Source organism: Nitrospira sp. MA-1 (assembly GCA_032139905.1).
Taxonomy (GTDB): domain Bacteria; phylum Nitrospirota; class Nitrospiria; order Nitrospirales; family UBA8639; genus Nitrospira_E.
On the sequence record JAQJDB010000006.1, the window covers coordinates 713,016 to 736,326 of the forward strand.

13 protein-coding genes are annotated in these 23,311 nt (G+C 44.3%); all 13 read left to right on the forward strand.

The window, feature by feature from the left end; translation table 11 throughout:
- Positions 1 to 21: 21 nt before the first annotated feature.
- The 13 genes from PJI16_10610 (at position 22) to PJI16_10670 (ending at position 22,556) form a co-directional block, all read left to right on the forward strand.
- The gene (locus tag PJI16_10610) at positions 22 to 1,365 is read left to right on the forward strand and encodes an ABC transporter ATP-binding protein (GenBank protein MDT3778009.1); all 1,344 of its coding nucleotides are present in this window, start codon (positions 22 to 24) and stop codon (positions 1,363 to 1,365) included.
- A 207-nt stretch (positions 1,366 to 1,572) separates the two neighbouring features.
- A complete protein-coding gene (locus tag PJI16_10615; protein ID MDT3778010.1) occupies positions 1,573 to 2,751 on the forward strand; it encodes a phosphotransferase in 1,179 nt (392 codons plus the stop codon).
- 85 nt (positions 2,752 to 2,836) lie between these two features.
- A complete protein-coding gene (gene asnB / locus PJI16_10620) occupies positions 2,837 to 4,678 on the forward strand; it encodes an asparagine synthase (glutamine-hydrolyzing) (GenBank protein ID MDT3778011.1) in 1,842 nt (613 codons plus the stop codon).
- 306 nt (positions 4,679 to 4,984) lie between these two features.
- Positions 4,985 to 5,956, forward strand: coding sequence for a glycosyltransferase family 2 protein (locus PJI16_10625; GenBank protein MDT3778012.1), 972 nt, complete (start codon positions 4,985 to 4,987; stop codon positions 5,954 to 5,956).
- Between the two features lie 59 nt (positions 5,957 to 6,015).
- Entirely contained in the window at positions 6,016 to 7,695 is a 1,680-nt protein-coding gene (locus PJI16_10630) for a hypothetical protein (GenBank protein MDT3778013.1), read from the forward strand.
- Between the two features lie 312 nt (positions 7,696 to 8,007).
- Positions 8,008 to 9,237, forward strand: a complete 1,230-nt coding sequence (locus tag PJI16_10635; protein ID MDT3778014.1) for a glycosyltransferase — start codon at positions 8,008 to 8,010, stop codon at positions 9,235 to 9,237.
- Between the two features lie 30 nt (positions 9,238 to 9,267).
- The gene (locus tag PJI16_10640; protein MDT3778015.1) at positions 9,268 to 10,536 is read left to right on the forward strand and encodes a glycosyltransferase; all 1,269 of its coding nucleotides are present in this window, start codon (positions 9,268 to 9,270) and stop codon (positions 10,534 to 10,536) included.
- 503 nt (positions 10,537 to 11,039) lie between these two features.
- Positions 11,040 to 12,944, forward strand: a complete 1,905-nt coding sequence (gene asnB / locus PJI16_10645) for an asparagine synthase (glutamine-hydrolyzing) (protein ID MDT3778016.1) — start codon at positions 11,040 to 11,042, stop codon at positions 12,942 to 12,944.
- A gap of 290 nt (positions 12,945 to 13,234) precedes the next feature.
- Positions 13,235 to 14,728 carry an O-antigen ligase family protein gene (locus PJI16_10650; protein MDT3778017.1) on the forward strand — a complete coding sequence of 498 codons (1,494 nt, stop codon included), beginning with the start codon at positions 13,235 to 13,237 and terminating at the stop codon, positions 14,726 to 14,728.
- A 344-nt stretch (positions 14,729 to 15,072) separates the two neighbouring features.
- Positions 15,073 to 16,263 carry a glycosyltransferase family 4 protein gene (locus tag PJI16_10655; protein MDT3778018.1) on the forward strand — a complete coding sequence of 397 codons (1,191 nt, stop codon included), beginning with the start codon at positions 15,073 to 15,075 and terminating at the stop codon, positions 16,261 to 16,263.
- 351 nt (positions 16,264 to 16,614) lie between these two features.
- Entirely contained in the window at positions 16,615 to 17,742 is a 1,128-nt protein-coding gene (locus PJI16_10660; GenBank protein ID MDT3778019.1) for a glycosyltransferase, read from the forward strand.
- Between the two features lie 713 nt (positions 17,743 to 18,455).
- Positions 18,456 to 20,687 (forward strand): right-handed parallel beta-helix repeat-containing protein, encoded by a 2,232-nt coding sequence (locus PJI16_10665; protein MDT3778020.1) that lies wholly within the window; start codon positions 18,456 to 18,458, stop codon positions 20,685 to 20,687.
- Positions 20,688 to 21,614: 927 nt separating this feature from the next.
- On the forward strand, positions 21,615 to 22,556 hold the full coding sequence (locus tag PJI16_10670; protein ID MDT3778021.1) for a hypothetical protein: 942 nt from the start codon (positions 21,615 to 21,617) through the stop codon (positions 22,554 to 22,556).
- Positions 22,557 to 23,311 lie beyond the last annotated feature (755 nt).

The following is a 23,311-nucleotide window of genomic DNA, read 5'->3' on the forward strand; positions in this document are numbered from 1 at the left end:
CAGATCATTATCAGGAAAACCATGAAAAACCGAAATTTTGCCATCAAAATAGAAAATATCAGTAAATGCTATCGGATCGGATTGAAAGAGACCATCCAGGATAATTTATTTAACACCGTATGGAATTTCATCAAAAATCCTCTCAAGAATTACCGTGTCTATCGCTCCCTCTATAATTTCGACGATGTGAATCCCAATCAAGATACCAATCCTCCCGATGTCATCTGGGCTGTCAAAAATGTCTCGTTTGACGTGAAAGAAGGGGAAGTTATCGGCATTATCGGGAGCAATGGCGCTGGCAAATCCACCCTCCTGAAAATTCTGTCGAAAATTACCTATCCAACCAGTGGGCAGGTCACGATCCGTGGAAGGCTTTCAAGTCTTCTCGAGGTTGGAACCGGATTTCATCCGGAGCTGACAGGGAGAGAAAATGTCTACCTGAATGGGACCATTTTAGGCATGCGGAAGAAAGAAATCGACAGAAAATTTGATGAAATTGTGGATTTTTCAGGAGTAGAAAAATTTATCGATACTCCTGTGAAACGGTATTCGAGTGGCATGAAAGTGCGTCTGGCATTTGCCGTCGCCGCTCATCTTGAGCCGGAGATTTTGATTGTTGATGAGGTGTTGGCGGTCGGCGACGCACGTTTCCAACAGAAATGTCTGGATAAAATGAAAGAGGTTGGCCAACATGGGCGCACCGTACTGTTCGTCTCGCATAATATGCCGGCCGTCACTCGACTATGTTCCAGGTCGATTTTGCTTGACGGGGGAAGAGTACAACAGGATGGTCCAACCCATGAAGTCATAACAAGTTATATGAACTCAGATAAATGTACCAAAGCTGAGCGTAGATGGACTAATGTTATGGAGGCACCTGGAGACGAAGTCGTTCGATTATGCGGAGTAAGAGTGCGGACACAGGATGGCCTGGTGTCGGATGTTGCAGATATTAGCCAACCTATTCGAATTGAAATAGAATACGAAATACTTCAACCGGGCTATGTGCTGCGGATCTATTACCATGTTTTCAATGAAGAGGGTATTGAAGCTTTTTTACCGATCGAAAATGATATGGCCTGGAGGCAGAAACCGCGCCCCATTGGGCGATACGTGAGTACGTCCGTGATTCCTGAAAATTTGCTTTCCGAGGGGAGGTATTTTATTTCGCCGACGATAGGCACCGAAAATCCCTGGGTGAAGCGCTTGAGAGTTAATGAGGTGGTGGCATTTCATGTGATTGACAGTATGGATGGTAATGGGGCTCGTGTTGATTCCGTCGGACATATCCCGGGAGTGGTCCGGCCGCTCTTAAAGTGGGAAACGCAATTTAACCCAAAAGAAGCATACGTAGAAAAGACCTAAGTGTAATCTGAGGAATATAACATTTTTATTTTCTCCAGAGGATTCGCTCTTTCTCCAATATCTCACTGCGCAACTTTCCCTTCAACTTACTCCAGAAAATACTGTAATCCACAAAATTTCAAAAGTGAATCACACACATGGTGGTGTGACTGAAGCACCAGCTTGATTTTACCTATCCCAAATAAAAAAGATTCGGATAATTCATAGATGAGCTCTCATCAGTCAGTAGTCTTTCAATATATAAAGACCCCAAATGAGAATAAACGGTTTTTTTGTTTACAGCAAAACATTCTTGTTTTAGCTTGGATGTTGTTTTTCATAAAGGACTCCTTAACCCCTATTGTCCGCCCTGACTCCCAAATTTCTCGTGTGGGGTTGTTGATAAAGCAGATGCATAGTTATCTGGGATTTGTGAAAAGAAATGTTAGCTGTCTTAGCTTTTTTTGGGGTTATAAGCTTCAATTGTTAAGCAGGCAAGGGGTCGTTGAATTGCCATGCTATGGTCAAATATGTGTGCCTATTCATAAGGGGTATAAAGTATTCGATTTCCATCGGGGGATCGCTATTAAGGTGTTTGATCATGATGTGAATGCTTCCGCTATCCGTGATGAAATTGAAAAATTGAAGGTGGTCTCCAAGATCGAATTTGCCTCTTCTATAAAAAAATGGAGTATTGAAGAACGATGGTACGAGGAAGAATATGTGAATGGAGCATTGGATTCCTCATATAAGCCTTTAGATTCCGCCGCGTTATTAGAGAAGTTTTTTAATGAGATCATTCAGTGTTTAACACATTTAATACTGTTTCAAAAGCCAATATCCAAAAATGCTGTAGAACATGCTCTTGATAGGAACAGGGAATTAAGATCAAAGCTATCGTCAAAGCCGACGTTCACTGGATCAGAGCATCAAAGAATTACATTATTTATTGATTCCATTATGAATCGGCTCCAAACGGAAGGAAATTGCCCAATATTCTTGGTGTTTGCCCATGGTGATTTTGTTCCAGCCAATATGCTCAATACGCAACATGGAATGAAAATTATTGATTGGGAGGGTGCTGGATATTGGAGTGCATTATTTGATTTTTACAGTTATTTTTTTTATCGACCTGCTTGTAGGGAAGTGCCGGTGAGCATGTTAGGTTCAGAAGTAATGAAAGCCCTGCCGATGTTTATTTCAAAATTAACCGAACACGCTCCCGAAGTTTCAAGTAGTCTAAAGGCGCAGGAGAAAACCTATCGATGGATATTTTATATTGAGATGATCTATAGATTAGTGGATCGGCAAATGACAGATACAAATCTGGATGTTATGCATTATATCCAAGAATACATTAAGGCTTTTAATCTTTACGAAGAACTGGCTATCGGTAAAAACGTATGACGTTTCAGAAATCTAAGCCAGACAATATAGCGGCATCGCCGATATTCATCTTGAAGTTTTGTTGAATTGAGGGGAAAAATAGAACATGTGCGGGATAGCTGGAGAATTGCGATTCAATCAGGCGGTGGAGTCGAAAGCCGATTGGGAAAAGATTAGTGCATTGATGGCACGTCGGGGACCCAATGACCAGGGAATTTGGACCGACCATAAAGCCTGTACCTTGGTCTTCCGCCGTTTGGCCATCATTGATTTAAGTATGAATGCGCACCAACCTATGACGGCTCATAATGGTCGCTATACACTCGTTTTTAATGGGGAGATTTATAATTTTCAGGACTTGCGGAAAAAATTAGAAGGCCGTGGAGTACGATTCCGGTCAACTAGTGACACCGAAGTTGTGCTGTATGCCCTAATGGAATGGGGAACGACTGCGTTAGAACGTTTTAACGGGATGTTTGCCTTGGGTTTTTTTGATTCTGTAGAAAAGCGATTGCTATTGGCTCGCGACCATGCTGGGATGAAACCGCTATATTTTCTAAAGAAGGCCGAAGGGATGGTATTCGCATCACAATATAATCAAATATTGGCGCATCCCTTGAGCCACAATCTTGAAGTTTCACCAGAAGCACTTGGCCTCTATTTGCGGTTGGCATACATTCCTGCGCCTTATGCTCTTATGCAGGATTCCCAGATGCTTGAGCCGGGAACCTGGGTCCAATTCACGGGGAATGGACAAATAGAAAAGGGACAGTACTTTAAATTTCCACAGTACGAAATACCAAAATTAAAAGGGCAAGAGGCTCTGGAGGCGGTGGATGCGGCAATCACAGGGGCTGTGAAACGGCATCTAATTAGTGATGTCCCGGTGGGAGCATTCCTTTCCGGTGGCATCGACTCACCTCTGGTCGTCGCGAAAATGAGATCGGTGAGTGCAGCGCCCATTGAAGTTTTCACAATCGGAACCGGAGAAGAAGCTACTGACGAAACACAGGATGCCATGGCATATGCCAGGGATTTTGGAGTCCAGCATAGGATTGAATGTATGGATCCTGCCAAAGCGCTGGATTTTTTGGAGGATGTGATCGAAAGCTGTGGAGAGCCGTTTGGAGATTATTCTCTCTTTCCCACCATGATGGTATCCCGCCTGGCCAGTCAAAATTACAAAGTCATGCTTTCCGGTGATGGCGGTGATGAATTGTTTTGGGGCTATACGGGCCGCTTTGGTTCCTTGGTGAGGAATGCCGGTGATTTCCGGTACCCATTCTGGTGTCGTTGGGTCTGGCGAGGATTTAAAAGAGTTCTGCAATATGGAAATTATAACCATCTAAATCAACGCTCCCTCGGAAACTATCATCGTCTCATGCTCACCCATCTTTCCGAACAATGGTTGAAACAAATTTTTCCTTCGCTGCCATCCTGGCCAAATGCCTATAAAGCATTTGAATACCATAGTTGCGATCCAGATCGTGCGGCACAATATTCCCGGATAAGCGAATTTGAATGTCATTTGCCCTATGTGTTGATGAAAGTGGACCGGGCAAGTATGTTTCATTCATTAGAAGTTCGGGTCCCCCTCCTGGATAGGGAGGTTATTGAGGTAGCGGCACAAACGGACTGGCATCAGTGCCTTAATGTGGAACAAAAGACAGGAAAGATAATATTACGTCAGATCTTATCCAAATATACCAAACAACAGACTCAAGGGAAGCGGGGTTTTGAGGTGCCTATGGGTGAATGGTTGCGTACCTCACTCCGTGAAATGGTTGAGGAAAGCCTCATGAAACGGGATGAAATGTTGGGGTTGGAAGTAAACAAGAAAGCTCTCCGACAGCTGTATGATCAGCATCTCAATGGTCGGAGCGATTATTCATGGGCGCTATGGCCTCTGCTCAGTTTATCCCTCTGGATTAATAAACATTATCATTAGCTGTGAAAGAGTTCATGAAAAAGCAAAAAAACTAATAGTTGAACGATAATGTTGCGCAAGCCTGGCAGCCTGAGTCATTGGGGGAGAATCTCTGTTTACCCGAAAATTTCAGGATTCAGCGGGATCCTTCCTTGTTAATCAGGATGATATTCTGAAAGACAGTTTAATCCAAATTTTCGGATGCATTTCCGCCGCAATCCATGGGCATGGCGAGTGAGGCGTTTTCGCCTAAGATTGCATCCCAAATGGCATTTGAGCCTATCTTTAGCTGGGATATAAGTTTTTATTTCTTTGAAGAGGTTTAATATGTTTAATCCGGAAAAGCCATTAGTCACGATTGCTATTCCGACCTACAATCGAGCAGACACTTACCTGAAGCACACTCTTCAAAGCGCGAAAGATCAATCCTATCAAAATGTAGAAATTATCGTTTCAGATAATTGTTCGATTGATCAAACCGAAAAAGTGGTAAAAGAATTTGATGATCCTCGCATTCGATATGTAAAGCACAGTCAAAATATCGGGCATTACAATAATTTTAAATTTTGTATAGAACAAGCACGGGGGGATTATTTTTTACTATTACAGGATGATGATCTTATTGATGAGGATTTTGTGGATGTGTGCTTGGAAACGATTAACTATTCATTCATGGATATTGGAGTTATCCGAACAGGAACTCGCTATATTGGCCCAGATGGGCAGCAAATAGGGGAGTGGCTCAATACGGTTGGTGGACTTTCCACGGAAGAATTTTTTTTGGCGTATTTATCCTTTGAGACGGGTATTTATCTCTGTAGTACCTTATTGAATACTAAAAGGTTGAGAGAGATCGGTGGCATGCATTCAAAACACAATTTACTCTTGGATGTCATGGCAATAGCCAAATTATCCTCCCACTATGGCCGAAAGGATATTCGAGAAAGTAAGGCAAGTAATCGGAAACATCCCAATGAATTGACCGTATCTGTGAAAACTAAAGAGTGGTGTGAAGAGTCATTATTATTGGTAGATACGATGTGTCAGTTAGTTTCTGAAAAGAATATGGTGGTAAAAATAAGAAAGACAGGGAATAATTATATCTTTAGGCATAATTATAATCTGGTTAAAAAAGAGAAGGTCGTGAGTGTCCGTTTAAAGGCCTTGTTCCTGCTTTTCAGGAAATGTGGGTATTTATTTTCTATTAGCCGGTTTTTGAAATATGCCATTCTTGATGAATGGAAAGCAGGTAAAAGGAAAATAAAACAACTGATAGGCTCTTTTGGGTATGAGGCTTAGCGGTGGGACCAACGTGGCTGGTTCCTACCTCTCGAGTCTCCCATTGAGCAAGGAGTACCATGAATTCAAAAAGTAAAGTTTATTCAACAGATATACTATTTGGAAAGGCAACAGGGGAGCGGATTTTCGCTTCTAATGGCTTTGAACGTGTTGAGTATGCATTTGATGAATTTTGTTCCCAATTGGTGGATGTTCATGTGAAGCGGGGGGTGAGGATCCACAGCCTTCGTGTCTGTTCAGAGGAGGGGGCTTCCCACATAAGATTTTCAAGCGCAGCCACGGTCTTGAATGTTTTACATGGGAATGAATTTGGAATGCTGTTAACCGTTCAATATGAACAAAAAATATATACGGTTTGGCTGCCTGCTGCTTGTGCGAAATTGCATTTTGACCAATCCCAACGAATTTCAGAGCCAGAGGACACGTTCCTCCCCTGCCATTGGGAAGTAAATTCAGGTATTCAATTGCACCTATTCCTTTCAGGAATCCCAGGAGAGCAAGCTATTGTCCCGTTTATGATTATCGAAGATGCCTGTGGGGAGTTTATTGGGGAAATCAAATCTTTAAATATGACTGAACGATGTTTGTATCGAAAAACAGATTGGTTTTTTGCTAGCAAGCCATCAGATATCTGGAGGTATTTGATCAACGGAAGTATCTATGATCCTCGTGGACATAAAGACCTTAAGAAGCGATTTAAATGTCAGCAATGTGCATTTGCCTGGTGGAGTTACTTTGGGTTTTTATATCAAGAGACCGGTAAAAAACTGTATGACATCATGCAAAATGTCATTGCATATTCTGTTTTTTTAGACTTGTCGCCAAAAGGGGAGTGGGGGCATGGTTTTTGGACCGATGAAATTGAAACGCATGCCCGATTCCATCTTGACGGAATTCATTTACTCATTTCGCAACATGAAAAAACGGGTGAGTCATTATGGGTAGAAGCCGCAGAGCGTGCAATGTCATTTGTGACCGAGCACCTGATGGAACAGCTTGATGATGGGAGTCTTTGGTTCTTACACGATACCAATGAACACAAGGACAAACATGCACATTTTCATTCTTCCCTTTTTGGCAAATCTCCCGGCAATTCGCTCTGTATCAATACGCATGTGCAGGCATTGACGGTATTGAATCGCCTTAGTCATGTGATTCCACAAAAAACCTTGTATTCCGAATTGTCCGAAAAAGGGTTACGTGCGCTACAAAGAGTATTAGCGCATCAACCGGCCGAGGCACTGTATAGAATGTTTATAGTGATGTGGATGAAATCACGAAAAAAGCCCCGTTCCAAGGTTGAAGTAGTGGCCCATGCCGTGAAGGTAAGAAGCATACGAAAGGTTTTTTGGGTTCTGAGACAGCATTATCCCCGGCTTGTTTATCCCGGCGGATGGATTGATCGGGATTTAACCATCAGTTGTTTTTCTGAAGAATATCAAATTACCAATCTTAAAGATTTCCTCTCCTTGTATCAGCAAATGCCACTTTCGTGGTTAGTCCCTTACATAAAAAACAATTTTAATTTTCTCAGGAAATTTCTCTTTCAATTCGGTTTAACCAATGCCCTTGAGTCCAGCCCCTATTACATTGAATTTATGGATGTCCTCTATATGTACGATAGATATATTGAAAAAATAGATCATGAAGAAATAGAACGTGTAAAAGAAGCTATCCGTCAGAAAACTGGAGGGTATTCAGTTGATTATTATGCGTCGGAACTTGTGCGAGAAAAATAGGATGTGCAAAGGAAACATTTATTTACATAATCCGATCTCTCCTTAAGTAAAATTGAAAACTGCTATAAGGACCTACTGGATATTTCCTCCTGTCAATCTGGGGTTTTATGCAAGACGTTGAGCAAGGGATTGGGAAAGTTCTATCAGGTATTGCCAAGAGGGAGAATCGTCTTTATTTGGTGCGAGAGCCTCGAAGAAGGTCAAATAAGCGTTAAAGCGATGCTGTATTGGATGGCCAGGGTCCGCAAATTGATTGGGATTCCCAACTTGGTTTTTTGCAAGACGTAACCGAAAAAAGGTAGAGGATGAAGGATGAAAATTGCCTATATAGTGAGCCAGTTTCCCTCTGCCACTGAAACATTTGTGCAAAGTCAAATTGTAGGAATGATAGAAGCTGGTCTTGAGGTAAACATTTTTGCCGCGAAACCAAGGGATGATCTTCCAAGTCCAGAAAGCCTGAGAAAATATAAATTGCGGGAACGTACGATCTATCAAGTTATACCGAAAAATAAAACTCGAAGATTCGCCAGGGGATTGTATCTTATCCTTAAATATATCCTAAGACATCCCGTCCCAATAGTGCGATCCTTAAATGTTTTTCGATATGGAAGGGCAGCTTCATCATTAACGCTTCTATATAAAATTATCCCATTTTTAGGAAAAGGACCCTATGACATTATCCATTGTCAATTTGGGACGGATGGCCTGCAAGGATTATATATTAAGCAGGTGGCTGCCCCGACGGCTAAAGTGGTGACTTCTTTTCGAGGATTTGATGCATCAAAAATGGTCTTTGAATGCCCCGATTTGTATAAAACATTATTCAGGGAAGGGGACCTCTTTTTGCCGGTGAGCCAATCTCTGAAAAATCTCATTGTCCAGCAAGGATGTGATGAGGGGAAGATTGTCGTTTTGCCCTCTGGTATTAATTGCCAAAACCTCACAGGCTCCCCCAAGAAAGTTCTCCAGAGTGAACGGGTACACGTAATGACCATTGCCCGGTTGATTGAGAAAAAGGGCATTGTCTATGCGATTGAAGCAGTCAATAAAATAGTCAAATCCGGAAAATCTATCTGCTATTCCATAATCGGAGAAGGCGAATTACGAGGGGATCTGGAGGAATTGATACAGGAGCGAGATCTCAAGGAACATGTGCAGTTACTAGGGTGGAAAAGCCATGAGGAAGTCATTCGATTATTGCAAGATGCGCATATACTGATCGCTCCAAGTGTGACAGCCAAAGACGGTGATCAGGAAGGCATTCCCAATGCGATTAAAGAGGCTATGGCGATGGGATTGCCGGTTATTGCCACTCAGCATAGCGGCATTCCGGAACTGGTGGAAGATGGTGTGTCAGGTTATCTGGTACGAGAGCGAGATGCGGATGCCCTGGCCGATCGATTGTCCTACCTGCTTGACCATCCTGGGAAATGGGCGGATATGGGAAGAGCCGGGCGTGGGCGAGTGGAAAAGGACTATGACATGAAGACTTTAAATAATCGGCTGGTGGAATTATATGGCCAAGTATGTGCCAAAACGTGATATTCGCCAATGAGTGAAAAGGATAGAATAATGCCTCCCAAAAAACCCAAAGTCTTGTTTCTTGCATATTATTTTCCCCCGCTTAATGCCGGTGCATGTGTCCGAACCTGGAATATTGCCAAATATCTCTCCAGGTTAGGTTGGGATGTCACGGTGGTAACACCCGATCCTCACCTGTGGCGATTAGGGGACCCCAGTCAAATTGAGAAGGTCAATATTGAGCTCAATGAAAACGGAATCAAGTGCCTCCTTACAGGGCATGACTGGCGGTTTCTTTCACCCGGATGCTTGAATTTTGAGAATTCGGGAATCAAATGGTTTTTGGGAGGGTTAGGTCGACGGATCGCACGCAAGTGGAGGATTGAACGGGAAATTGGCTGGATCAAAGAAGCCAAACGAACATGTTCAACGTTAGCCAAAGAGGATGTAGATATCATTTTTGCTAGTGGTTCACCTTTTTGCTCTTTTGGATTAGCAAAGTGGCTGGCAGATAAACTAAGCCGGCCTTATGTGCTTGATTATCGTGATCCTTGGACCGGTAATCCTCACGCAAGGTATCCGAAACCTCAGCGAATCATTAATGAAGAGCAAGAGCTGCTCAAAAAATGCGCTGCTGTGACTATCGTTTCCCCCTCGTGGGCATTGGATTTAACTCGACGATATGGCCTTAAGGAAAAGATCCATGTCCTTTCGAATGGCTTTGATCCGGATGAAATGAGTCAAGTCCAGCCTACTCAGTTCCCACATTTCGCTATAGTGTACACGGGGGATTTCTATCCCCCTAAACGGGTGATTACGCCGTTTATGGAAGCTCTGAAGCATTTAAAAGAATTAAGAGGGAAAGAAAATGGAAAGTGGCGTCTTCATTATTATGGGCAGATGGGAGAGCATGTCAGAGAAGAAGCTGGGCGATTGGGGATGATTGATGAAGTGGAACTTCATGGGAAAGTCCCGCGCAATGTCGTGTTATCCGCGGTCGCTGGTGCCAATATATCTATTGTAATTACCTCTATACCTGACGACGTCACAATTGCCGATCAGGGAATGATCACATGCAAAGTCTTTGAATCTTTAGGATTGGGGACTCCAATTCTGCTAATTTGCCCATTGGGTAGTGATGTCGCGATATTAGATCAGTGTAAAGGGGTACGCTCGTTCCAAAAAAATAATATCCTTGAAATGGCTGCATATCTTAATGAACGTATTGAGAGTCAAGGGGAGAGAATTGAGGGGGAAGGTCCGTATTCATGGGTTAATTTAAGTAGACAGTTGAATGATATTCTTCTCAAAAGTCGTTAGTTGAATGGGCATTCCCTTTCTGTATTCATTCTCTAGGTAAAAGGAAAAGGGTGTCTCGGGAAAGCCCCTGGGGTATTGTGAAACACAGAACGGAATTACAGGAATGCCAGAGATCTTAACTAGGCCTTAAATGCCGTCGTGTTAGGGCTCTAAGGTCGGAAAAGCCCACGGGAGTCGTTTCCGGATTTTGGGCGGGAGCGATGTTAAATTTTTTTCAATATTACCATCTCAATAACCGCTGCCATGCCAAAATGAAACCAAGACCGTCTGATAATTAAGCCGAGTCAGATTCGGGATGGGCTCCCGTTCATGCGCTACTTAGGGTCTGATTCCCAGCATTCCCTCCCTGAGGTCAAAACGTTTCGGTTGTTCCCTAATATTTTATGCAATCCGGCGTGATGTAAGGTCTAACAGAGCAGGTCTTAAATTTTACAACGATATTGGCTTATGGGTTTAACCAAAGCTGATTGCTAGTCTCCAGTGCGAGAGGGAGTGATAGTTTTATGTGTGGAATTGCGGGTTGGTTGGGTCATCTCACTGATAGCGAGTCTTACGCAGCACGGGTAGCCAAGGCTCTCCATCACCGGGGTCCTGATGCACATGGTATCCAAAACTGGCCTGAAGCAACTCTCATTCATACACGGTTAAGTGTTATCGATCTGTCACCTGGTGGTGCGCAACCGATGGCGAATGAAGATGGGAGGATCTGGGTTGTTTTTAATGGGGAGATTTATAACCACCGGGAACTCCGGCATGATCTTGAGGCCCGCGGACATATATTCAAAGGACGCTCAGACACTGAGGTCATTGTTCATCTTTTTGAGGAAAATGGCGCAGCATTCCTGAATAGATTGCGTGGCATGTTTGCCTTAGCGGTTTATGATACAAAAACTGACACCCTTCTATTAGCCAGAGACCGATTCGGTATCAAGCCACTATTTTACGCGCCAGGAACCAACCGGCTATCGTTTGCCAGCGAAATCAGGGCTCTCCGTGAATTGTCTGAAATCAACCTTCAGCCGGATAGGCAGGCGATCTCCGATTTCGCTGCCTTATTTTACATTCCTGCGCCTGAGACGTTTTTTGTCGGAATCCGGGCTCTCCAACCGGGAGAGGTCTTGTTTGCCCAATTGGATGCCCACAAGATCTCTTGGAATATTCAGACCTATCATCATTGGGCCATTGCTCCCGATTTTGAAATGTCTTTGGAACAGGCTAAAGCACAAGCTGATTTTTTGATAACGAGGGCCGTCCGACAGCAGTTGGAAAGCGACGTCCCGCTTGGTGCCCTTCTCAGCGGTGGGATCGATTCCTCTTTGGTTAGTGTTGCGGCGCAGGAAGCTCTCAAAGTAAGGCTTCAAACCTATAACGCGCAATTTTCAGAGGAGGAATATGATGAGACATGGGCAGCAGTGGCAGTAGCAAAGCACATTGGAAGCCACCATAAGACATTACAAGTGGGAAATAGCCGAGGGACATGGGACCATATTACGGATCTTCTTCTTCATGCCGGGCAACCTTTTGCCGATACCTCCTTTTTTGCTGTGAATGCGGTCAGTCGATTAATGCGTGAGCATGTAACCGTTGCGCTTTCTGGAGACGGCGGGGATGAAGGTTTCGGGGGCTATGACCATTTTTTGAGAATTGGTGAAATCGCTCGCTATCAACGTTTGCCTGCATGGTTGTGGCGGACAGCTGGAGCCATTTCGCATCCATTAGCTCGACTTGGTGTCTTGCGTAATTCATTCCCGGATAGGATCCGGGATCTTACTGGTGCTGACGACACAATGATTTTACAAACGTTGTTTTGTTGGATTCGCGATGAAGAACATAAAAACCTTTGCCTGGACACAAATCTTCTTCCAGTCCGTCGCCTGTTTGAATCACAGTGGGAATATCATTCATCGCGTGGGGTTTCTCGATTGGAACGGTTGTCTGCTCATGTCACCGAAGTCGACGTTCGGTTGCGAATGTCCAATGATTTTCTGTTTAAGGTAGATATGGCAAGCATGAAAGAGAGTTTGGAAATCCGTGTCCCCTTATTAGATGAAGAGCTGTTTGCGTTTGGCCTAACCCTTCCACATCGTCTGAAAGTGAGCGGAGGAATGTGTAAGAAGGTGTTGCGTGCAGTGGCCGAAAATAAATTGCCTAAAGCCGTTGCTGATAAACCCAAACTAGGCTTTGTCATCCCCGTGGATAAATGGGTTGATAGGGAATTTAAATCCCGGTTGTCAGAAGTTCTACTCGGACCTTCCAGCCGACTTCCCGAATTTTTCAGACCTGAAACGTACCGCCCGGTAGTAGAATCTTTTTGTACGGGACGCCCTCATCACGCTATTTCTCGGGCAGGGTTGTATCAACGGGCCATTATGTTACTAGCCGTCCAATTAGCCCTATGCGATAGGTAGGGCGGGTTCGGTATTCAGTCGTCTTGCTGATGAGGTGGGAATCTCCTTCATGGAAAGCCTTTTGCTGGCCACTGAACAGTCTTCAATGTTTGATTCCGTAGTGGCTGACTGATAACCCACGGCCTCTACCTCACCTATCCTCTCCTTACAAAGGAGCGGATTTTGAAGCCGATTTATGTCGAAAGAGGAGCACGAAAATGGGAGTGATCTACGGAAAATCATGATGAATCAATTTTTTAGGTCAGAGTATTTGTGGATTTCGGTTGCTCTCGAAGTTTAAGGAAAAATGTATGGCTAAGATAAGTCCACCTACTTCACCCTCAATCCGAAAACCGGGAAGTTCGGGTTCCGCCAAAGAGGCTGAACTGAAGGCCAAAGAAAAGAATGGCCAACTGATTTGGCCTATCCTCATAAAAGTAATGATTTGTGTAATCCCCGCCATGGGGTTGGTTGGAATGGGGAAATTATTTGCCGGTGGAAAAATTTTCTTCGTTTTTTTATTACTGTTTCTTGCGTATTATGTGGTGTCTGGAAAACCGTTAAGTTTTTTTGCCTTGTCCATATCAGTCCTCCCTGTTTTGGCGTTTTTACGTGATGGTTTGTTCTACAACTCGGTAATAGCTATTTTGGGGGTGGGACTTGCTCTCAGACTTTTTAAAAGCCCTCAGAAATTTTTTCGATTATGGAATAATCTTCCCTTGCGATGGCTTCTGATTGTTGGGGTATTGTATTGGGGGTTGGCCTTCGTGCTGACGGGAAAATATTCCTCTGGCATTTTAATTTTGGAGCTAGGTTTCAGTGCAGGAATCGTGTATCTACTTGCAGAGCAACCAAGATACCTGTCCACGGCATTTATTGGTGCGGGCATCTCCCTGTTCGCAATTGGGTTGGCCTTATTGGGATATGGTTCGCCACGCTTGGTCGAAGCTAAGATTGAAGGTGTGACCTTCGGAAATCCTATCAACTTTGGGGTACCAGCCGCGTTTATCCTGCTGTATTCAATTGTGGACGACGGAAAATGGCTGTTTTTGCACAATTCTCCCACTGTTCGTCGAGTAGTTGGTGGAACGGCTCTTTTGTTTTTGCTCCTCTCAACATCGAGAGGCAGTTGGGCTGTTACCTGTGTGGGTGTATTCATCATGCTACTATTTTCCAAGGTCAGAATGAAAATGAGAATACTCATGTCCTTGATGGTCATGGTTGTTCTCCTGCTCGGTTTCCTTTTGACGGAAAAAGGGGCAACAATAAACGAATGGTTTGACAAGGCTACGAGCGACGAGAGAAGTCTGGGGGAAAAAACTTCGGGGCGTTTCGACATGTGGATCCTATTTCCGAAAGTTCTGCAAGATTCACCGATTTGGGGTTTTGGCCCTGGCTTAGGGCCAAAGGTATTTGGTGCCTATGCTATCTTTGATCCTAATGTAGGATACGAACCAGGCCGGGAAATGGCCTGGCATTCCCTGTATCTCCATGTGGGTGTCGAAACAGGGCTTATCGGCCTCACTCTATTAATGGTTTTCCTTGCCACCCTAGTGAGCAGGGGACTTGTCCATCGGCGTATGACGGGTGAGGTAGGCCCGCTGTTGGGCGTACCGTGTTTCATGACGATCGGTCTCTCCGTTTCTGCCCTTGACCCATTGTCTGGCCTTTTCTTAGGAATGGCGTTGCTGGGGAACAGGCGGGTGGAAAAGGTACAACGACAAAAATGGTTGAAACCCCGAGCAGATGGAGTAAAAACGGATAGCCCCACAAATTCCTCAAACCACAGGGTTGTCAGTCACTGATTTTCTGGATGTATTCAATATGAAGCCCAACCGGTAAAGTATTGAATCTGTTTCCCGGTTAAATCAGTTACCGGTTCTTACAGCGACGACTTGGGAGGCTAAGGGAACAGGGCACCCATAACCATTACTAGGCCAGTCAATTTCATAAGAATAGGACACATGATCATGTGTGTTGATGGCTGGCAGAGAGCCTTCCGCATCTGTTTGTGCCATTAGAAGAAGGATTCCCCTGGAAATTGGAATGACAGGGTTCATCAAGGAAGAATGCGAACAAATATCCCTGGACCGCATAAGTGGCATTGATGATTGGATCTTGAACGGTTAATTCAGAAGGAAGTTTAAACATGGCATTACAGGATGCAAATAAGAAATTGGTGGTCATCACAAACGTTCGGCATTATGAAGTTGCGGGGCAGTTTTACGCGTCCGGTCCCTATACTCTACAGATTCAGCCTTTGGCTGATCTGTTTGAGAAAGTATTGATCGCAGCTCCATTTCAGAAAGGCCTCCCTCCTCGCGATTGTCTCTCTTTCGCCAACCGTAATATTTCTATTTTGCCCCAAAAAGAAACCGGTGGGAGAACCTTTAAGGAAAAGTTTTCCCTTTTTATTAATGTGCCGAGGCATGTGATGGAATTGTGTAGGGCAATGCAAAAAGGCGAGGTCATCCAGGTTCGATGCCCATGTAATCTGGGCCTATTGGGAACTATCCTTGCCCCACTGTTTTCCAAGTATATAATAGCCAACTATGCTGGGCAGTGGATTAGGTTTGCCGGAGAACCTTTTTCTTATCGCCTGCAGAGATTTATCTTACGATCCTGGTGGTGGCGAAATGGGTTAGTACTGGTATATGGCGGAGAGCCTAACCAACCTAAACAGGTTATTCCCATTTTTGCTTCTACGATGACGGCCAGTCAAGTGCAGCGTGGACGGGAGGCTGCGGGGCAAAAGCAATTGACTTTACCTGTCCAGATCCTGTTTGTAGGGAGATTGGTCCCTGCCAAGGGAGTTGATGTCCTGCTACGGGCAGCCTCTGTTCTTTTAAAACAAAAGAGTTCGTTCAAGTTATCGATTGTGGGGGAGGGACATGATCGAGCCCGCCTTGAAACGATGACGAAACAGCTCGCTTTAGGAGATAATGTCACGTTTGTTGGGCCTCTTCCTTATGAGGAGGTGATGAGTTGGTATGAAAGGGCGCATGTGTTGGTCTTACCTACTAGAAGTGAGGGCTTTCCAAAGGTACTCGTAGAAGCGATGTGCTATGGGGTTGTATGTGTAGCCACTGATATCGGATTGATCCCTTGGATGCTGAAGGAGAGAGGATTCGTCTTTCCCTATGGGGACGTAGAAGCCTTAGCAAATCAGCTGCGAAATATTGTAGAAAATTCAGCCGATATTCAACGGTTATCTAAAGAGGCGAGTGCTTGGGCACAAAACTATTCTATTGAAGGAGTTCGAGAGACTTTAAGTCGTTTATTTCTGGAGCGTTGGAATTACAGTTTCTTGAATGAGAAGGATAAAGACAATTTGGAATGAGGCCTTATGTTGTGTGCTAATGTAGTTGGTTTTGTAGTCTTACTGATTCCGTGGTTGCCGGGGTTTAGTAAATGGTGCTGAATTTTTCGAATAATTTGGGCAAAAATTAATTTGTGACGAATGCCTGAAAGCACCTACGCCAGTAAAAGAACTTTCTGAATGGTCGTATTCTCCTTTGAGAATATTAATCCACTCTGACACTGGAACAGTTGGGCCGTACATGCGGTGGGTTTCCAAATTGTCATTGCAAAGTCTTCGGGTTTCCGGTAGTGGTGGGAATTTTGCGTTGAATGTGAAGTTTGGGTTCTACAATTTAAAATATCAATGCGTTTGTACCAATAGGTTTCGGTAATGCAAAAACCCTGTGGTGTCTTACACCTTACAGATACTCTTGTGGCAGGTGGTAAAGAGCGGGTAGTTGTCAATTTGGTGAATTATCTCCCGAGAGATTGGTATCAACCATTGTTGTGTACAACACGGCGGGATGGTCCCTTATCGAGAGAACTAGCGGACGATGTCATTACTCTTCATTTGAGGCGTCGACACCTGCTGGATTTGAAAGCACTAATGCTCCTGGTTTTGTTTATTCGTAAGCATAATATCCAGATTCTTCATGCGCACGGTCCATCCGTATTCGTAGCGACGCTCGCGGGGTTTTTCCCACCTTTCCCCGCGGTAGTGTGGCATATTCATGACGGAGGCATGGCAGATTCAGGCACGCCCTCATTGGCTTATAGATTAATGGCAAGACGTGCAAAGGGAATAATTACCGTTAATCAGGCTTTAGCCGATTGGGTCTGCCAATCATTGCTTATGCCTTCAGATCAAGTCAGATATATTCCCAACTTTATTGGAACATATAATGGAATAGGATCAAAGGCAACCCTTCCCGGCCATGAGGGTTATAGAATAGTTTGTCTGGCAAATCTTCTCCCGGTAAAGGATCACGCAACTCTCCTTTGCGCAATGTCACATGTCATTCAGGAGAATTCCAAGGCCCATCTGGTTCTGGTCGGCTCTACTGGCGATTTAGATTGTCTCAGGTCCATTGAAAATGAAATTTCAATGGGCGGGTTGACCCAACACATTTCTATTCTAGGATATCGAAAGGATGTATTGAGCATACTCAGAGCTTGTGACATTGGGGTGCTCAGTTCGAAGGCGGAAGGATTCCCCATGGCGCTTCTTGAATATGGTATGGCAGAACTTCCAACTGTCGCCACTCAGGTGGGGCAATGTCCGGAGGTTTTAGATTACGGGCGAGCGGGCATGTTAGTCCCACCAGGTTCGCCAAATGAGTTGGCTCAAGCGCTGACGAAATTGTTGCGGTCACCTGAGCGGCGTCACGAGCTGGGAAAACAATTGAACCTTCATGTTCAAGAAACGTATAACCAACAACGTATTCTTGGAAATTTCTGTCAATTTTATAAAATGGTATTAAGCGGATCAGAGGATACCGCTTCTTCTTCAGGGCGTTGATGCAATTAAAGGTTTTCGGATAAAAATATGGTCTTAATTTTCCTGTAATCTTCGCTGGTTTTCCACCTAATTTCCGATTTTAGGATTAAAGGGTTGATTATGAAACGTGTATTTGACATTCTTCCTGTGAGAAAACCTGCATCATTTTGTTCATGATGTGATCGCTGCTACTGAGCCCAAAGCCATCCCCAGATCTCGTATTGCGTGATCTATCTGGATCCCCCAAATCGCTTGTGCGCACAGTCCTGACAGCCAGACTGTAGTTATGCCTGACGGCTATGTCCAAAAACATCGGCTTCGTTCGGCGTTCGATCTCCTAATCTTTTAATCAACGGCATTCTTTCCTGCATATTGGAATCCAATTTAGTTCGAGAATTTGACTCAGATATGTTGCATTTTTTCTGTCATGGATTTTGTCTCATGTGACACTAGGCAATATTTTCCGTAGGAGAATTCTGAAATTTTTTTTTCAGGTGAAGGCTATCTCCTACAACTATTACATTGGAAAATATTGTACAAAAGTTAATTTAAAAGAAATAATTTGTATATAAACAAGGGTGTTGACATTTTTAAGAGGTAGGGAATTAATTTGGGAATACTTATTGCTGACTCCATCTCCGGTTCCTAAATTGGCTCGCAATGGTTGATCGATATCATTGCCCTCATTTAGCGGCAAGATGATCGGTCTCTTTTTTTGTTCAGGAGGATCAGTAATGAGTATTTCAAGCAATCGATGGGTTATGAAAATTTTTCTTTTTTGTGTCTTGGTCATGGGTAGCCATGTAAGCGAAGCCAAGGCAACAAATTATTATGTGGCTGCAAGCAATGGAAACGACGGAAATAGAGGAACACTACAGGAACCGTTTAAAACTCTTGAACGGGGAGTCAGCGTTTTAATCCCAGGAGACACGTTGTTTGTGCGAGGTGGGACGTATCTGGGAACCCACAACCTTTCTGACATTCCAAATGGGAATTCTTGGAACCAACCCATTTCTATTAAAAAATATGCAAATGAAAAGGTTATAATTAAGGCGGAGAGCTTCCGTTCTGCCCTGTATTTTAACAATGGGAGCCATTACATTATTATCGACGGATTTGTTTTTGATGCCAAAGGTGGCGCAAATGGACTGCAATTTGGGCCCCAAAGTAATCATATACGTATTCTCAATAGTGAAATTATGAATTCTCTTCAACAGGGAATTCTTGCGACAGAGCCATCAAATAATCTTGAGTTTATTAACTTAAAAATACATGATAATGGAACCCACGCAGGCCAAGATCATGGGATTTACATAGCAGGTTCAAACCATCTAATAGAAGGTTGTGATATCTATCGAAATGCCGCGCGGGGGATACAGATATTCAGTACTGCCTATACGCCAAACAAATTGGTTGTGAGAAATAATCGAGTCTATGACAATGGGCGGTTAGGTGTATCCGGATTTGGAATTGGGGTTTATAAGGGATCGGATCATCAGGTTTACAATAACCTTGTTTGGGGAAATAATATGGGCATAGTGGTATGGGAAGGGGCATCAAATGCCAAAGTTTTTAACAACACGGTATATGCTAATTCTCTATATGGAATATGGTTGGCAAGTGGGAGTCGAAACTCCCAGGTTAAGAACAACATTGCCAGTTTAAATGGGGGGAATGGGATATTAATTACCAACGGAAGTAAAAATGCTCAAATTTTTAATAACCTGGTGGCCGCAACGAATTCAGGTACCGGGTTGAAAAGTTGGGATGGGAGCGCAACCCTTAAAGAAAATTTGGCCGGATCCATCAATGACATAAAATTTGCCAATCACCAAAGCCGGGACTTTCACATTAAACAAGGAAGTCTTGCCATTGCCGCCGGTGTGGTTCTTTCTGAAGTCAAAAAAGATTTTGATTATGCTTCAAGGAACTCCAATGCATATGATATTGGAGCTTTTGCTTTCAATGGGACACCACCACCAGCTAACTCCACCCCACCACCATCAACTAGTACCCCACCACCATCAACTAGTACCCCGCCACCATCGACTAGTACCCCGCCACCGTCCTCCCCTCCCTCCTCTTCCTCCCTCAGTATTTCGAATGTGACGGTTGCCAGTGGGCAAGCCTACGCGGTGTCCTCCTCTGGACTCCAAACCGGGGCCAGGGCCTATATTGATCGTAGCTATACCTATAAAACGGTCCCCTCCATCGTGCAGGGAGCCAGGTATATCCAAACGGCCAACAATGATAAAGCGGCGACCAGTTCCACCTTCCTCAGGTTTACGGTCAATCAGCCGGTATCGGTATATGTCGCCCATGGCGATCGTATTACCTCAAAACCCTCATGGTTAAGCAGCTTTACTAATACTGGCACGAAACTTGTGACATCGGATGCGACCTTCAGCCTTTTTGTTCGGTCCTTTCCTGCCGGCACCATTACCCTTGGGGGCAATAATAGCGGTGGATGTTGCAGCATGTATTCCGTCGTCATCACTCCACAGAGCGGTAGTGGTACGGTCACCCCTCCGCCACCGGCTTCTGCCTCCTCTTCCTCATCTCTCGGTATTTCAAACCTGTCGGTCGCTAGTGGGCAAGCGTATATGGCCGCCTCTAGCCTCCAAGCCGGATCCAAGGTCTATATTGACCGTGCCTATACGTTTAGGACTGTCCCTTCCAATCTGCAGGGAGCCGCCTATATCCAAACCGCCAACAATGATAAGACGGCCACTACTGCTGCCTTCCTCAGCTTTCGGGTCACTCAACCGGTGTCCGTCTATGTGGCCCATGATGAGCGTCATCCCCGTCCCTTGTGGTTGAACGCGTTTGCGAACACCGGCACGAATTTGGTGACCTCGGATACGACCCTAAGTCTTTTTGTGCGGACTTTTCCCGCCGGGACGATTACCCTCGGGGGTAATGCCAGCAGTGGCGGCAGCATGTATTCGGTCATTGTTAGGCCCTAAGAAGTCCACCGGTAGCACCAGCGGGCTTTCTAGCCACTAACGCTCGCCTGGAGCAGAAGCCAGTAAAATACGAAGATCACCCCCTCCCGTCGATCGGGAGGGGGACTTGACGAGTCCCGACTTTTAAGAGATTTCGACTCCTGCCTCGATTCCGGCGTAACCCTGGTCGGGAGAGGAAAAGCAAGCCTTGGACCATGTGGACGTGAGCCTGAGACTAACTGGACCGCGTGACCCTTTCCCAAAGTACACTTGGAGCGGAGCCTGTAGTCGTCATACCACTGGGTGCACCTGACCAGACCAAATCCTTCTGTGGGAGGTTGATAGGCAGCTTGGCTCATGGTTCTCCTGAGCTGTCTCCTCTACTCAGCTAACTAATAAAACTCAATCATGTTTACCACGTAATACGTCAATGAAGATTTCAATGGTTAATATGTAATACCATTAAGGGGGCGATTTACCTATTTGGTAGTTGAGGTTTCTTGTTTCTTCTCTGCTAATGTTTTATTGTTGAGCCCAATAAATTGGAATTCTCTAGGGCTTCTCTCGTCATACACGTTATGAATCTTGGACACCGGTTCAGGTATTGTTCAGGTTGTTCAAAGAAGCGGAAAAACTATCACATAATAGAGGGCTATCCGGAAAAGTCTCGCTAAACCAAATCGGCGAAAAACTGATGGGGGTTTTTCGGCTGAAATATATCGGCGACAAACGGTTTATCTCTCTTGCCTGAAGTTTGCATGGCCATCAAAAATTATCCGTTTCGATTTAACAAAGACTTTAATATCCGTTCAGAATAAGTTTGGCCCAGCGTCTTGTGAGGACAGCTTTGTTGATACCGGCTCAAAAACATACCATTTTTCGAAGCACATATTCTTAGAAAGTGACATGTGGCATTAATTTATCTTAAGTTGAGTAAATAAAATTATTATGAAAAATTTTTGGAAGTTATCCCCCATTCTTAAAGGAAGTTTAACTTGGGTGCCCCAACTAAATGAGGTACGGATACAACGTGCTGGAACTGGAGGCTCCACCTCTCCGCGTTACTGTTATTCGGTTTGGCTCAGACACTTGGTTTCACTTAGCAAATTCGATTTTAAAATAAAAGGTTCCTGTATAGGTGAACTGGGTCCTGGTGATAGCATAGGTACTGGACTAGCCGGGTTACTTTCTGGAGCGATTCAATATGTAGGTTTGGATATTTTTCCCTTTTCTAAAAAGGCAGATCTGAATAGGATCTTTGATGATTTGGTGGGGTTGTACAACCAGAGAGAGTCAATCCCTGACCAAAATGAATTTCCAGGGGTTCTCCCACCGTTGGATTCTTATCATTTCCCAGACCAACTGATTGATTGGACAAGCTTCAATGAAAAGGTTGAAGTGATTCGCACTGAGTTAAAGAAAGATGAGCTTGGTGGTCAATATGTTATGTATCAAGCTCCTTGGATGTCCTCGAGGGTAATCCGGGAATCGAGTCTTGACCTCATTATTTCACAGGCAGTCTTTGAACACATTGATCCTCTTAGGGAAACTTACAAGGCCATGTTTCTATGGCTCAAACCAGGTGGATATGCAAGTAATGTCATCGACTTTGGATCTCATGGGCTGTCTCCTTTCTGGAATGGGCATTTCGCGTATTCTGATTGGGAATGGAAATTAGTTAAGGGGAAGCGGGAATTTCTTCTGAATCGGCAACCACTCAGTGTCCATCTGGCTTATGCGAAGGAAGTTGGATTTGAGGTGGTACATGTCGAGAAGTACTATGATGAATCCGGATTAAAGTCTAATGACTTGGCTCCTCGGTTTCAAAATATCAGCTCAGAGGATTCCAAAACTCGCAGTGCGTTAGTTGTATTGCGGAAATTTTCATGAGGAATTATTTAAGTAAATAAGGGCATAATGGAACGACGAACTGCTTGAACGCAATCAATAACGTGGGCTGACTCTGTCCACAAATTTTGAAGTACAATCGTCATTCCGTAGAGAAGTGGAAATCTATGAATTCCAACTTTGAGATTCGACGACTCAAAGAGTAATTGAAGGATGGAAATACGGGAGACATCATTTTGGGAATTTTCCTTCAAAAGCCGTCCTCTTGAAAGGCTTCGGTTTCTTTGTTGCTTCAACAAATCTCAATAGTGTTTGTCACCGTCAGAAATAAGGTAATAAAAACCGCAGATCTCTTTCCTGGCCAGTATCTTTCCCACTTAAGAACTTCCAGGAGTGGGCTTTATTTCAATCCTCATGACGATTTCTTGGGACTCTCATTAGCCGAGAAAGCCAGGGCTAGGCTCCCAATCGCACCTGGCTCGGTTTTCCGCTGAGGAAGTGCCACTTTGTAACCAGATTGTATGACGACAAGCGCAGCGGCACCAAGAGTTCATCTGATTCCGCAAAATGATCGAAGCGGAGGAAAGGCCTCATCTCTATCTGCCTTTGGTCGTAGATTATGAGGGGACTCGCAACCACTCGTGAGTCACAGGCTGGCTGCGACGGTATGCCCTCTTCCAACCGCACTTCACCTCGACTTCAAATCCTCAAATTCTTTAAAATAGAGACAGGTTTTCCTAATTTTTTCATGATTTCACCAGAAGAATTATTCTAAAGTTTTTTCCGATTCTGTCGAA

Coding starts and splice junctions, on each gene's coding strand:
- PJI16_10610 (MDT3778009.1), top strand. CDS start 22: ATGAAAAACCGAAATTTTGCCATCAAAATAGAAAATATCAGTAAATGC.
- PJI16_10615 (MDT3778010.1), top strand. CDS start 1,573: ATGAGCTCTCATCAGTCAGTAGTCTTTCAATATATAAAGACCCCAAAT.
- asnB (MDT3778011.1), top strand. CDS start 2,837: ATGTGCGGGATAGCTGGAGAATTGCGATTCAATCAGGCGGTGGAGTCG.
- PJI16_10625 (MDT3778012.1), top strand. CDS start 4,985: ATGTTTAATCCGGAAAAGCCATTAGTCACGATTGCTATTCCGACCTAC.
- PJI16_10630 (MDT3778013.1), top strand. CDS start 6,016: ATGAATTCAAAAAGTAAAGTTTATTCAACAGATATACTATTTGGAAAG.
- PJI16_10635 (MDT3778014.1), top strand. CDS start 8,008: ATGAAAATTGCCTATATAGTGAGCCAGTTTCCCTCTGCCACTGAAACA.
- PJI16_10640 (MDT3778015.1), top strand. CDS start 9,268: ATGCCTCCCAAAAAACCCAAAGTCTTGTTTCTTGCATATTATTTTCCC.
- asnB (MDT3778016.1), top strand. CDS start 11,040: ATGTGTGGAATTGCGGGTTGGTTGGGTCATCTCACTGATAGCGAGTCT.
- PJI16_10650 (MDT3778017.1), top strand. CDS start 13,235: ATGGCTAAGATAAGTCCACCTACTTCACCCTCAATCCGAAAACCGGGA.
- PJI16_10655 (MDT3778018.1), top strand. CDS start 15,073: ATGGCATTACAGGATGCAAATAAGAAATTGGTGGTCATCACAAACGTT.
- PJI16_10660 (MDT3778019.1), top strand. CDS start 16,615: ATGCAAAAACCCTGTGGTGTCTTACACCTTACAGATACTCTTGTGGCA.
- PJI16_10665 (MDT3778020.1), top strand. CDS start 18,456: ATGAGTATTTCAAGCAATCGATGGGTTATGAAAATTTTTCTTTTTTGT.
- PJI16_10670 (MDT3778021.1), top strand. CDS start 21,615: ATGAAAAATTTTTGGAAGTTATCCCCCATTCTTAAAGGAAGTTTAACT.